Below are 12,292 nucleotides of genomic sequence, written 5' to 3'. Positions count from 1 at the left end.
GCAAGATGAGGAAGACTCCAGCGGCTTTCCTGGCCGCCTGCTCGCTGACCCTGGGCCTCTGGGCCTGTGGTGGTGCCGGTTCCCCGGAGGGGGACGGGCAGCCGGGCACGCCGGACAACGCTCCGCGCCTCGATTCACCCGCGTCCGTCAACAAGGACCCCGGTGAGCCGGCCCCCATCGGCGCGCAGCCCGTGGAGAACACGCCCGTGGCGGACCTGCCCTCGCACGAGGGGCACTCGCCCATCGCCGAGCCCTCGCCGCAGCCGGGGCTGACCAAGAGTCCCCCCGCGCCCGCTCCGTCCCGCTTCACCCGGGAGTGGGTGGTGAGCCCGTCCGGCAATGACACCGGGAACGGGAGCGCGGCCCAGCCGTTCCGCTCCATCGCCAAGGCCATTTCCCAGGCCGGTCCGGGCGAGGTCATCCGCGTTCTCGCGGGCACCTACGCCGAGCGCGTCGTCCTCGGAGACAACGCCAAGGCCGGCTCGGAGGGTGCACCCATCACCCTTCAAGGTGAAGGCAAGCCGCGCATCGTTCCGGGTTCGGGCTCTGGAGGGCTCGTCCAGTTCCGGCGGCCGTACTGGGTGGTCGATGGCTTCGAGATCGACGTGCAGCGGCAGCCCGCCTACGCGGTGACCTTCCAGGGGAACGTGAAGGGCTCGGTGCTGGCCAACTCGGAACTGCACCACGGTAGCTCCGGCGCGGCCGTCACCACGTACGACAACGCGACCGGGGCGACGATCGAGAACAATCACATCCATGACTTCGTGAAGAACTCGGGCAACCAGGACTCGCACGGCGTCGTGTTGCAGCCCACGTCGCGCGACATCACGGTGCGCAACAACGACATCCACGACAACTCGGGTGACTCGGTGCAGTGCCTGGGGCCCGAGGGCTTCAGCTCGCTGCCGCCCGCGGACGGGCTGCTCGTGGAGAACAACCACTTCTATGCCAACCGCGAGAACGCGGTGGACATCAAGACGTGCCACAACGTCACCATCCGCAACAACAAGATGCACGGCTTCAAGCCGAGCTCCACGGCGAAGGGTGACGCGGTGGTGGTCCACTACTCCGCGCGCAACGTGACGATCGAGGACAATGAGGTCTACGACTCGGGGAAGGGCATCTCGGTGGGAGGCAACCACGAGGGTCCGGTGCCGAGCGGCGTGGTGGTGCGGCGCAACCGGGTCCACGACATCACCAAGGAGGGTGGTGGCGAGGGGACGGGCATCCGCTTCGAGAACTCGGAGGGCGCGGTGTTGGTGAACAACACGGTGACGCGCGTGGCGGGTACCGCGATCATCATCGGCCATGGCACCGGCGGACCGACGAGCAACCTCACGTTGAAGAACAACCTGGTCTCTGAGTCGCCGGTGGCGGTGGATCTGGGTGGCCAGTGCCCGGGGCTGAAGGCGGGGAACAACCTGTTCCCGTCGGGAGCGCAGTTCAAGCGGAGCGGTACGCCGGTGGACCTGGTGGGCTTCCAGCAGGCCGCGGGTGACAGCACCTCGAGCGCGGGTGACGCGGGTGCGGCTCCGCCGACCTTCGGGCCGACCTCGGCCGCGGTGGACCAGGGCGGGGACGTGGGTCTGCCCTACTGCGGCGGGGCTCCCGACATCGGTGCGGTAGAGACCGGCTGTTAAGGAACTCCGCGGCAAGCTCTTGGGTTCCGCATGCTCCCTCTCCCTGCTGGGAGAGGGCGGGGGGTGAGGGTCGTCGCCCGCGGCCCTCCCCTCATCTCATCCCGCATCACGACGAGCAGCGGCGAACTGTCCCTTGCGGACAACCCCATGGCCATGAGCCGCTGTCGTTTCGGGGACAACCGCGAGTCCACGAGCCAGACATCCGGACGGGCTCTGCTAGACTCCCTGTTCCCAATGACTTCCGTCGAGCGTACTTCCAGCCGAATGAACCGTGCTTGGGTCCTCGGAGGTGCTGTGGTGTGGGGGGTGTTCGCATCCGGCTGTTCGGCTGGAGCCCATTCCCTGGCAGACCGCACCACACTCCTGGCCCAAGCGACTGCGACGGACTGCCGCCCCGGGGACTCGACGATGGTTTGCTGCATCAAGAAGCACCCGTATGACCCTGCGGGAGCCTGCGGTGCCATCGCATCGGACATAGAGGACGCGATAAAGGCCGGGGCGAAGGTCGAGACCGCTCTACAACGCGGAACGGACGAGGGAGCGGGTGAAGGAGCGGAGTCGGACGACCCTGACGAGGGATGGCGGGAGCACTGCCGAGACACCTACGTCCTGTGCAAAAGCCAGAAGAAACCGCGTTGGGTGGGCCCGTGCTACGACTGCTTCAGGTTGTGTGAGGGCCAACACCAATGGCCCTTCCAGATGTGCTGGCAAAAGGCGAGGTGATGCAGGGATGGGTGAGCCCCATGATTGGGACGGGGTGCTTGGGCTGTATGCCAGGCTCGAGCGGAACGAACCGATAGAGCTAAACACTGACGTGCTCGACCTCTGCCGGCGAGTGGCGCGGGACGTAGCTGTCAACCATGACGAAGCGGAACGCGCGTTGCTCACCCAGGTGGGGGCGGAAACGCTCGTGCGAGAGATGCGTCGCCGGATTTTCGAGGGAAGTCGGCGGCTATCCCGGGCGCTCGTTGATTCCGCCCGCCACAAGAGAGCAGGGGACGTAGCCCGAGCGCGAGCGGTGCTGGATGGTGTGTTGGCTGTCGAGGTCGTGCCGCTCTACCGTGAACAAGCCCAGATCGCGCTTGATTATGTGGACGAACCAGAGGACGTGGACGACCCGGAGGATTGAGAACTCGGCGGACGGCGAGTGATTACACCCGCCTCACCTCGCGGATGATGCCAGTCGGCTCGGGCTCTCCCACGGCGATGAGCTGCTCGAGCTCTCCGCGGATCAGGAACTCGGCCTGGGCGCGGAAGAAGGACGTCTCCTGGAGCACCTCGGATCCGCGCGTCAGTCCCAACAGGGTCATGACGGGCCGGAGCAGCCGGATTCGGACCCCGGACTCGTCCGAGGCCGAGTCATCCAGATTGCCCAGATCCAGTGAGGCGACCAGTGCCGCGGCCAGCGCGCTCGACAGCAGCTTGTCCGCGGCGCCGTGCTCCCGGGCCCACGCCCGTGTCACCAGAGTGATTTCACAGGAGCGCCGCTCGAGGAACCCGTGCGCGCGCTCCCCTCGCAGGAAGGCGACCACGGCGACGTCGGCCTGCGCGGGAGGCCGGAAGAAGCGCACCGTGCGCCCCTCCAACATGTAGTCATCCCCCCGGCGCAGCGGGCGGCCCGGAGGCGACTCGACCTCCACCACCTCGCCCTGAACGCCCTTCGGAAGGACGAAGTCCACCTGTCGCCCGTTGGCGGGCCAGCGGTGCGTTCCTCCATGGAAGGAGGCCTGGCGCAGCGCCGTCAGGTCGTCGCCCTCGGGCAGCGCCAGCTTCAGCCCCAGCGCCGACACCTCGAGGAGCTGGGTGTCTTCGTTCGAGGGACCCAGGGATGGCCCGGTCACCACGTCGACATCGTGGGGAATCGCGGGCCTGAGCGCGTCATGGAAGTAGGACTCGATGGAGACCAGCATGAGGGGCCGTCCTCACTTCTGTGGAGGCTGGAACAACGGATGGGCATGGGTTCGCGGGCTCGTCACGCGCAGCCCGGAGAGGGTCAGCTCCCCGGAGATCCGCGACTGGACGATGACCTCGAGTGGCGGAGGAGCACCACCCGCCGGAATCGCGGGAGGCGGGAGCGCCTCGAGTGCTTTTACATCCAGGGAGACGAGCCCCGTCTCATCGGGTGTCACGTCGAGGAGCTTGTTGCCCCAGCGCAGTTGCACGCGAGGAGGCGGCGGTGGCTCGGTGGCGGGCGCTCGCAGCCGCGGGCGGGTGAAGGCCCAGGGCTCTCCCGTTCGCGGCAGCCAGGGGCCCGTGTCCCCGATGCGGTAGAGCGCGGCACGTGGCACGAGCACCCCTGAAGCAGGCGCGCTCCCAGACTCGCCCAGGCTCCAGAGGACATCTCCCTCGGTGACGGTGAGCACCGCCCACCAGGTCGCGCCGTCGAGCGCGACGGGCTCGGGCAGATCGAACGGGACCCAGCGGTAGGGCCAGGGCGCGTCGTCCTTCTCCTCGAGCGCGAACTCCAGGGTGGCGCCCTTCAGTGGCTTCTCCGCCGGACGGTCGTGCGCATCGGCGAAGAGACTCAGCGTGCCCTTTACCCCTCGGGTGAGCGGGCGCAGGTGGAGGTCGAGCCCCACGAGCGAGCCTCCCTCCACGGGGGGAGAGAACGCTTGAGCGGCGGCGTACCCGGAGCCGCACAGGTGGGCCAGGGAGGGGAGGGGAGGTGGCCGGGGAGCGAGTGGGAGGTGCTCGTCGCGGGGTTGGTGCCGCACGACGAAGCGCACCTCCCTCAACACCCGTGCCGGCACTCCGTCGATGCGGCCGACGACCTCGCCGTCGCTGGCAACAGGAAGCTGGAGCGAATCCACTCCGCCACTCCACGTCTGGATGACCGTGGCGGTGTCCATCGCGAGGTGGAGCCGCTTGAGCTTGCCAGCGGAAGAGGAGCGAAGGGAGATGGTCACCCGGCCGCCCTTCAGGTCCGCGGGCCAGGCGCGCTGGAGGGCGGTGGTCAGGTTGTCCCCCAGTGTCATCTCCTGGAGGGGCTGAAGCGGCGTCGCCTGATGGAAGAACATCACGCCCGGCTCGACGAGCACCGTCAGGTCCGAGGGGCGCGCGGCGGCCTTCACCACCACGCCCGAGATCTTCGTGGCGGCCATCACCTTCGGCGCCGTCGGACCCGAGGCGCTGGCGGCGTCGACGAGCTCCACCATCAAGCGGCTCGCCATGATGCCCGGGAGCGACTGCCCGGTGCCCCCCAGCGCGACGGTGTCAGAGGGCGTGGGCGGGTACCACGGTCCCCCCTCGGCGACACTGAGTCGGCCCTTGCTCCGGGGTGTCTCCGCGGTCTGGATGACCAGGGACGTCAGGGGCCGGCGAGTGCCCCAGTCCAGGCTGAACCATTCGATGGGCTCCTCTTTCAAGAGCTGGTTCTTGCTGGTGCTGGTGGCGAGGGTGGCTCCGGGGACGAGGTCCACCGTCTCGTCGTCCCCGGGGGCCTGGAGCGTGAGCGAGGCGCGCAGCAGCTCCACGCCGGGCGGAACGTCGAGCACGATGGACCGGCCCGAGGGTCCTACCGGCATCAGGTTCGGCTCGGCCTTTCCGCTGTCGTCCAACCTGGCAATGACTTGCGCGTCGCTCATGGAGTGTCTCGTGGCTCGTGACGGTTGGAGTCAAGCGCTCAGCTGGCCGCCGGCGGGAGGGCCTGCGCGTCCTCCGCGGGCTTCGGCTCCGTCTCCTGCAACTCCTTGAGGACTTGCATGGCCCCCTCGATGCGCAGCAGCGTCTGGGTGAGGTTGGCCCGCCGGGCATCCAGCTCCGCGAGCATCTTCTGACCGGACTCGTACTCGGACTTCAGGGTGTTCATCCGCTCTTCGATCGTGTTCTTCATGGTTCTTCCTTTCGTTCACGGGTGTGACGCCACCAGGGCTCACGGGCCAATCGCAATGAAATGGAAATCGCGGGGGGTGCCGTTTCCCGCCCCATCGCCGGTCTTGATGCGCACCTTGGTTTCGTCCATGAGGACGATCACGGCATTGTCCAGGGTGTTTCCACCCCTCCCGTCGCCGGTGTACTGCTGGGTGGCGACGACCGTGGGCGGACCGTTGAACCTCCTGCTGAACACGATGTCGCAGAGGCCAGGGGCGACCCACGCGGCCGAGAAACCCGCTCCAATGATGCCACCGCCCCCCCGGACGAATCCCCGGATGATCCGCGACTGCTCCGGGCTGGCCACGGCCAGGGCATCCTGGCTCATGATGTAGAAATTGCGCGCGGCGGCATCGACGTAGTCATCCACGGCGGTGTTGCCGTCCCGGAAGTGGAAACGGCCGTTGGTGGCGTCGATACGGCTCCAGTGGCGGTTGGCGTGGTGGAACCGGATGCTGGGAACGACATCCGGGGGATTGGTTCCCGCGCTCTGGAACAGCTCCAGGAAGACGACCTTTCCTCCCTGGGGAAGGTTCCGATGGATCCTGACGGCTCCGTTGCCCCGGGCCTGCAGGTTCAGATCCTGGTGGTCATTGGTACCGGTGGCGTAGAGGGTGTTGTAGCCAATCCCGATTCCCTGTGTGCCATTGGAGTGCCGGAACTCCGCACCGCTGGCCTCGCCGAACTCACCCGTGACATACAAGACCCGGTTCTGGGGATGGCTGCCCGAGCGGGGAGCGCCCTGGATGTCCAGCTTGGACCCGGGGGTCGTCGTGCCGATGCCGACGTTGCCGCCGGCGCTGATGTGGAGCCGCGGGGTTCCGAAGCCTTGCCCGTACTCGGCATCTCCGCCGTCCTCGGTGATCTGGAACCCGGTGGACTTGTCTCCTGTTTCGCCACGCAGATGCCAGTTCTTGTTCCGGCTGCGCAGCATCATCGCGGCTCCGTCGTTACCCCCCGTGGTGCGGAGCACGAGCGCGACACCCCAGGAATTGGAACCCGTCTGACGCACCTCCATGGTGGCGTGGTCCTGCGTGGAGCCCGGGTAGTCGACCGTGAGCTTCTTGTTGGGAGCCGCCGTGCCGATGCCGACGTTGCCATTCCCGGACACCCATAGCTTGTGATCGTCCGGCCCGTTGAAGGCCACGGAGAAGGCATTGCCAGCGCGCGTGCCAACGTCCCAGTAGGCGCCACTGGCGACTCCGCCACTGCGGCCATAGCGGATGGAGGCCCGGTTTTCCCGCCAGGGGATGTGGGGGTTGGAGATCATGATCCCCGCCGCGCCCCCCGAGCCGATGGTCACGAACTGCGTGTTGCCGTCACCCCACTCGGACGTGGTGTTGACGACGAACTTGTTCCAGGTGCCGACTCCCGGAACGATGACTTCCATCGGGTTCAGGGCGCGGAGCATTCCACCACCCCGGGCCTTCAACTGCAGGTCCTGGTTCGCGTTCGAACCGGAGGCATAGAGGGTGTTGTAGCCAATCCCGATTCCCTGTGTGCCATTGGAGTGCCGGATCTCCACGCCGTCGGCCTCGCCGAATTCACCCGTGACGTACAGGGCCCGGTTCTGGGGGTGGGTGCCCGAGCGGGGGGCGTTCTGGATGTCCAGCTTGGACCCGGGGGCCGCCGTGCCGATGCCGATGTTGCCATTCCCAGACAACCACAGCTTGTGATCGTCCGGTCCGTTGAAGGCCAGGGAGAAGGCATTGTCGTTGCGCGCCCCGACGTCCCAAAAGGCACCGTTGGGGGCTCCGCCACTGCGGCCGTAGCGGATGGAGGCCCGGTTGTCCCGCCAGGTGACGTGGGGATGGGAGAGCATGATCCCCGCCGCGCCTCCGGAGCCGATCGTCACGTATTGCGTGTTTCCGTCACCCCACTCGGACGTGGTCTGCACGACGAACTTGTTCCAGGCGCCGGCTCCCGGCACGGCGACCTCGAGCTTTCCGGTCACAGCCAGCGTGCCGGAGATATTCCCTCCGGTGATGGGCATCTTCTGCTTGTCCAGGGCGTTGAGCCGCTCGAACACGTCGACGTTCTTCACCGTCAGCCCGACCGCGGCATCCACCTGATTCACCTTCAGGGTGGCGGTGGGCGAGATGCTGCCGCCGTCGAGCAGCGCCCCGGAATCTCCACCCTTGTGGGTGTGCGTGCGGACCTCCTCACGCATCTTGCGCTGCATGTTGTTCCAATCGTCCGAGGTGATCGGATCGCCGGGATTGGCCGTGTAGAAGGGCTCAGTCATGGTTTGAACCTCGAGGTGTTGAAGCGGGTGCTATCGAAGAAGCCGGACCAGGTGAGACGGGAGTCATCGGGCTCCGCGACCTGTTCCGTGAGGATGAGGTTGGGTGCGACGGCGACGGGGGAGTCGGTGGCCCGGGCCTCCTCGGTGAAGGACGTCGTGAGCTCCATCAGGGCGGGGCTCTCGCCCAGGGAGACCTCTTCGGCCGGCATCGGCAGCATGAGCTCGATGCGCCAGCGCACCCCGGCGGCACGGCCGTAGGTCAGCGCGGCCGCGAGCTCCCGGACCAGGCCGGGCAGTCCCGGCACCGTGCCATCCTCGCCGGGCACCTGGAGGTGCGGCGGCACGTAGTCCACCGGGATGCTCAGCGTGAAGGTCGCGGGGGCGAGCTCGAGCCAGTTGAACTGGAAGTCGGCGCGGGGCGAGGGCTTGCCTTCCGGGATCAACGCCAGCGCCTTGTCCAGATCCAGGCCCGGCGTGCCCCGGAGGTAGGACGTGAGCTTCGCGCGCGTCAGCGTCTCGTAGCTCCAGTGATTCCGTCCCGGCACGAGCGGGGGCAGCTCGTGGTCCTGCTTGAACACGGCGAAGCGGGAGTCCGGGGCGTCGAAGCGGGCTCGTGGGCCCTGGTCCTCCCTGCCCGAGAAGCGCGTGGGATGCGCCACGATCACCGGCTCCTTCACCGGACGGCCGTCGAGCAGGGGGACGTACTTGTCGCGCAGCGTGAGGGTCTGTCCCTTGGGAACGAGCCCCAGGAAGATCACATCGAGCCCGGACTCCTCGTGGTGCAGCAGGGGGATGGGGATGTCGGCTTCGACCGCCTTCAGGCAGATCTCCGGGATGGCCTCCTCCAGGCCGTTGTTGGTCGTGAGGAGCTGCTGTCCCGCGCCGATGCCGAGGAACCGGGTCGATGCGGGCGTGAGCGGTTTGTCGGCGAGGGTGACGCGCACCTCACGCGTCGAGCCATCCGACTCCGGCACCTGGAAGGTCCCGATGGCGACCTCTCCCTCCCAGGAGAGCTCCGGGGGCTGCTGGGCCATGTACACCAGCGACACCAGCCCGAGCAGCGACGGGGCCGTGCTCAGTCCGGTGCGATGCAGCTCCACGAGCGAGGCGATGCGCTGGCGGAAGTAGGTGTCGCTCTCGCCCCGGCGGGGCACGAGGCCGTAGAGCGCGCCCAGCCGGCCCAGCTCGCTCGCCGCCTTGACCGAGAGCGAGTCATCCGGGTGGAAGCCCCGCGCGAGCGTGTACCACCGCGAGCGCATGAGGCGCGTCAGCCAGAGCTCCATCTGGCCGAGCTCCTGACCGAGCGTCTCGAAGAAGCGGTTGAGCTGCCTGCCCGTCTGGAGGACTGGCGGGAGGTAACCCACCATCCGTTTGGCGCGCTGTTCCGGACTCATCCCAATCCCACCATCTCGGCTCCGCCGAGCTCCATGCGCGTGCCCTGCTCCAGGGTGAGGGCCTCCTGCTTCCCGCTGGACTGCGCCAGCACCTGGGCGAGGCCGTCATCCGGGGTGACCACCGCGGAGAGCAGCTGCTCCACCTCGGCCTGCTGCTTGAGCGTCATCTGGAGGTCCTCCCAGAGGATCGCCTGGGGCTTGTTCGTGGCCTGCGCCTCCTTGGCGAGCCGGGCCGCGTACTGCTCCACCGCGCCGCGCAGCGCCTGGCGGATCTGCTCGGGCGTGCGCGGATCGGTGCGCCGGGCGGAGACGACCAGGTCGATGCGGTAGATGGACGGCAGCAGCCGGGAGATGAGCGGCGGCTTCTTCTCCAGGTCGATCGCCACCGTCTCGAGGTTGTCGAGCCGCCAGTCACGATCGGGCCCGTACTCCCGGCTCTTCGCCTCGAGGACGAGCGCGGACTTCTGGGGATCGTCCCGATCGACTCCCCAGACGTAGGTGAGCACGCGCAGGCCGTCGATGTGGCGGACGGCCGGGTTGGCGTAGAGGACGGCCTCGAGCTTGCGGCGGCGCACCGTCTCGCCCGCGGGCAGGCCCTGGGCGAAGCGGGAGAGGGATTGCTGGAGCTCACGCCGCAGCCGGTCGAACGCGGCCTCGTCCAGGTCCGGATCCGCGGGCTCCACCTGGAGCTCGACCTGGAAGTAGATGGTGCGCGCGTACTGGAGCCGCACCTGGATGCCGGCGGCCTTGGTGCCACGGATGGCCTCCCAGACCCGCTGGACGCCGCCAGCGTCCTGGCTGAAGTCGGGATCTCCCACCAGCACGTCGACCACCCCGGCGGGAGCGTCTGGCGGCTCGCGCACGGTCACCCGCTGGACGCCCTGCTGGCGCACCGCGGAGGCGATGGCCTCGAGCGTGCCCTTCTCTCCATCCCGCAGGGCGGTGCGGGCCCGGGCGCGAAAGCTCTCGTCCGTCTCGTCCTCGCCAGTGCGGCGGATGGGCGTGCGGTTGGTGACGGCCTCGATGCCCAGCACGGGCCGGGGCATCACGATGAGCTTGCCGGGGTCGATGACGGGGGGCGCCTTCTTCGCGTCCTTCGTGTCGTCCTGGACCTGCTGCACCCGGACGGTGACCCGCATCTCTCCCCGGCGCAGCGTCGCGTCCTCCAGGGTTTCGAACAGGGGCAGGGGCGTGGAGTCCGAGGGCAGGCCCGTCACCAGCCGGCCCGCGGGAATGCCGATGTCATCCGGCGCGGGCGAGTTGCGGCTGAACTCCACCTCTCCGGTGAGCCGGCCCGCCCGGGCACGGTCGATGCCCAGCACGGCCACGACGTTGTCCAGGGCATCGCCCTCGGCCGTGTCGAGATAGCCCGAGCGGTGGGCGAGCTCGAGCATGGCGTAGAAGGTGGCCATCTCCCGGGCGTAGGACTCCGCCAGGGTGCGCGCCATGCTCCCGGTGTTCGTGTCGAGACCCGGCCCGAGGTTCGACAGCAGCCGGTCGACGATGGCGCTGAACGAGGTATCGAGCGATTCGAGGCTCAAAACGTAATCTCCCAGGTCATCTTCATGACCATGTTGGCGCCACGGTTCACCTGCGCGAACTGCACGCGGTTGAAGAGGATGGGCGCGGTGCCGTTGCCCTGGGTGATCTGGATTCCCGCCTCGGAGAGGGCCTGGGGTTTGTCATTGGCGGCCAGGGTGGGGACGGGCAGGGTGGCCGACACCGTGGCCCGGACGACGCTCGTCCCGTCTCGCGTGAGGAGCTCCACCTTGGGCGAGGGATCCACCGCCTCGTCCACCTTGGTCTTCAGCGCGGTGTCCGCGACGTTCGCGGCCTCCACCCCCGTGCCCACCGCGATGGCCCAGCGCGTGGGCAGCGCGTTCACCTTCCCCATCAGGAGGTTGGCCAGCAACTGCTTGCCCGCCGTGGTGATGAGGTTGTTGACCCGGCGCTGTTCCACCAACGCTCCGCTCGTGTCGAGCAGCTCGATGGTCAGCACTCCGTTCATGCCTGGCTTTTCACTGAGGTCCATGGTGCTCTCCGAAGTCGTGTCTTGGATTGAGTGACGGCCGCTCGTGCTCACCCGAGGTCGAGCGCGAGGCCCAGCTCCACTTCGTCGCCGGTGATGGCCCGGACGCTGGCCCGCACATCCACCGCTCCCGGCAGATCGGGACGGGCGCTGACGCGCAGGGACGTCACCTCCTGGACGCGGGGATCCTCCTTGAGCGCCTGGCGCACGTAGCGGCGCAGCAGCTCGAGGTTCTGGCGATCCAACGGCTCGCCGATGAGATCCGCCACCCGGCTGCCGTAGCGGCCATGGCCGAGCTGCTCCAGGTGCCCCCGGTAGACGATCAGCCGCATCGTCAGGGCCTGGACGAGGTTGTCCTTGCCGCTCACCGTGGCCGCCCCGGTGTCGGTGCTCCAGTCGAGGTCGATCTCGCCCGTGTCCTTGAAGGCGAGCTTCAAGTCTGTCTTCAGCTCGTCCGCCATCACACCAACCTCCCGGGCCCGGCGGTGGCCGCGGGCGTGCACGGAATGCCCGGGGTCACCTTGAGCCGCGTCATCATCTGGGTGAGCGCGTTGGACAGCGTCTCGGCGATGGCTCCGGCCAGGTCCGGTGCGTTCTGTCCGCGCATGCCTCCCGATTGGAGGAAGCCCAGGACGATGGGCTGGAGCATGGGCTTGGCGGGCGCCGCGCCCATGAGGTTGCCCGGAGCCGTGGTGGTGAAGCCGGCGATGGCCATCCCCGGCGCCACCTTCACCTGCGTGGTGAAGAGGGTGAGCGCCTGCTCGATGGACTGGGCGATGGCCTTGGCCAGCGCGCTCTGCTTCTCACCCCGGATCTTGTTCGAGGCGAGCATGCCCATGGCGATGGGCTCGATCATCGACGCGCCGGGTCCTCCCGCGGGCGGGGGCAGCAGCGTCCCCGGCCCCGCCGTGCTCCCGGAGCCGGCTGGAGGCGGCGCCGCCGCGGGGATGCCGGGCGCCACCATGGCCAGCGAGACGAACAGGGTGAAGGCCTGCCCGCAGGCCTGGCCCAGCGCGGCCGCCAGGTCCGGTGCGTTCTCGCCCCTCAGGCTCGCCGACTGCATGGCTCCCTTGGCGAGGTTCTCGATCTCGGATGCGCTCGGTGCGGGCATGGC

11 protein-coding genes are annotated in these 12,292 nt (G+C 68.3%); 2 read left to right on the top strand and 9 right to left on the bottom strand.

Annotated features, from left to right (window positions below; all coding sequences use genetic code 11):
* Positions 1-5: 5 nt before the first annotated feature.
* Both NR810_RS26470 and NR810_RS26465 read left to right on the top strand, forming a co-directional pair.
* A complete protein-coding gene (locus tag NR810_RS26470; RefSeq protein ID WP_257456363.1) occupies positions 6-1,640 on the top strand; it encodes a right-handed parallel beta-helix repeat-containing protein in 1,635 nt (544 codons plus the stop codon).
* Between the two features lie 730 nt (positions 1,641-2,370).
* A complete protein-coding gene (locus NR810_RS26465) occupies positions 2,371-2,769 on the top strand; it encodes a DUSAM domain-containing protein (RefSeq protein WP_257456362.1) in 399 nt (132 codons plus the stop codon).
* 22 nt (positions 2,770-2,791) lie between these two features.
* On the opposite strand, the gene NR810_RS26460 is transcribed toward NR810_RS26465, so the two are convergent.
* Genes NR810_RS26460 through NR810_RS26420 form a run of 9 tightly spaced genes read right to left on the bottom strand, consistent with a single transcriptional unit; the run spans position 2,792 to position 12,289 of the window.
* Positions 2,792-3,550 carry a hypothetical protein gene (locus NR810_RS26460; RefSeq protein WP_257456361.1) on the bottom strand — a complete coding sequence of 253 codons (759 nt, stop codon included), beginning with the start codon at positions 3,548-3,550 and terminating at the stop codon, positions 2,792-2,794.
* 12 nt (positions 3,551-3,562) lie between these two features.
* The gene (locus NR810_RS26455) at positions 3,563-5,224 is read right to left on the bottom strand and encodes a hypothetical protein (RefSeq protein ID WP_257456360.1); all 1,662 of its coding nucleotides are present in this window, start codon (positions 5,222-5,224) and stop codon (positions 3,563-3,565) included.
* A gap of 38 nt (positions 5,225-5,262) precedes the next feature.
* Complete coding sequence (locus tag NR810_RS26450) at positions 5,263-5,472, bottom strand: hypothetical protein (protein ID WP_257456359.1); 210 nt, start codon at positions 5,470-5,472, stop codon at positions 5,263-5,265.
* A gap of 39 nt (positions 5,473-5,511) precedes the next feature.
* Positions 5,512-7,755 carry a hypothetical protein gene (locus NR810_RS26445; protein WP_257456358.1) on the bottom strand — a complete coding sequence of 748 codons (2,244 nt, stop codon included), beginning with the start codon at positions 7,753-7,755 and terminating at the stop codon, positions 5,512-5,514.
* Positions 7,752-9,149 carry a hypothetical protein gene (locus NR810_RS26440; protein ID WP_257456357.1) on the bottom strand — a complete coding sequence of 466 codons (1,398 nt, stop codon included), beginning with the start codon at positions 9,147-9,149 and terminating at the stop codon, positions 7,752-7,754. Before NR810_RS26440 ends, NR810_RS26445 begins: the two co-directional genes overlap by 4 nt.
* Complete coding sequence (locus NR810_RS26435) at positions 9,146-10,690, bottom strand: baseplate J/gp47 family protein (RefSeq protein WP_257456355.1); 1,545 nt, start codon at positions 10,688-10,690, stop codon at positions 9,146-9,148. The genes NR810_RS26440 and NR810_RS26435 overlap by 4 nt, the downstream gene beginning before the upstream one ends.
* On the bottom strand, positions 10,687-11,181 hold the full coding sequence (locus NR810_RS26430; protein WP_257456354.1) for a hypothetical protein: 495 nt from the start codon (positions 11,179-11,181) through the stop codon (positions 10,687-10,689). The genes NR810_RS26435 and NR810_RS26430 overlap by 4 nt, the downstream gene beginning before the upstream one ends.
* 47 nt (positions 11,182-11,228) lie before the next feature.
* Positions 11,229-11,639, bottom strand: coding sequence for a GPW/gp25 family protein (locus NR810_RS26425; protein WP_204219778.1), 411 nt, complete (start codon positions 11,637-11,639; stop codon positions 11,229-11,231).
* Positions 11,639-12,289, bottom strand: a complete 651-nt coding sequence (locus tag NR810_RS26420) for a hypothetical protein (RefSeq protein ID WP_204219777.1) — start codon at positions 12,287-12,289, stop codon at positions 11,639-11,641. The genes NR810_RS26425 and NR810_RS26420 overlap by 1 nt, the downstream gene beginning before the upstream one ends.
* Positions 12,290-12,292: the final 3 nt, after the last annotated feature.

Source organism: Archangium lipolyticum, from assembly GCF_024623785.1.
In the GTDB taxonomy this organism is placed as follows: Bacteria; Myxococcota; Myxococcia; order Myxococcales; family Myxococcaceae; genus Archangium; species Archangium lipolyticum.
Note: the sequence above shows the minus strand (reverse complement) of the source record. Positions and strands in the feature narration are given on the sequence as shown.

Excerpts from the sequence above, each read along its gene's own strand:
- NR810_RS26470 (WP_257456363.1), top strand. The coding sequence starts at position 6 with ATGAGGAAGACTCCAGCGGCTTTCCTGGCCGCCTGCTCGCTGACCCTG.
- NR810_RS26465 (WP_257456362.1), top strand. The coding sequence starts at position 2,371 with ATGGGTGAGCCCCATGATTGGGACGGGGTGCTTGGGCTGTATGCCAGG.
- NR810_RS26460 (WP_257456361.1), bottom strand. The coding sequence starts at position 3,550 with ATGCTGGTCTCCATCGAGTCCTACTTCCATGACGCGCTCAGGCCCGCG.
- NR810_RS26455 (WP_257456360.1), bottom strand. The coding sequence starts at position 5,224 with ATGAGCGACGCGCAAGTCATTGCCAGGTTGGACGACAGCGGAAAGGCC.
- NR810_RS26450 (WP_257456359.1), bottom strand. The coding sequence starts at position 5,472 with ATGAAGAACACGATCGAAGAGCGGATGAACACCCTGAAGTCCGAGTAC.
- NR810_RS26445 (WP_257456358.1), bottom strand. The coding sequence starts at position 7,755 with ATGACTGAGCCCTTCTACACGGCCAATCCCGGCGATCCGATCACCTCG.
- NR810_RS26440 (WP_257456357.1), bottom strand. The coding sequence starts at position 9,149 with ATGAGTCCGGAACAGCGCGCCAAACGGATGGTGGGTTACCTCCCGCCA.
- NR810_RS26430 (WP_257456354.1), bottom strand. The coding sequence starts at position 11,181 with ATGGACCTCAGTGAAAAGCCAGGCATGAACGGAGTGCTGACCATCGAG.
- NR810_RS26425 (WP_204219778.1), bottom strand. The coding sequence starts at position 11,639 with ATGGCGGACGAGCTGAAGACAGACTTGAAGCTCGCCTTCAAGGACACG.
- NR810_RS26420 (WP_204219777.1), bottom strand. The coding sequence starts at position 12,289 with ATGCCCGCACCGAGCGCATCCGAGATCGAGAACCTCGCCAAGGGAGCC.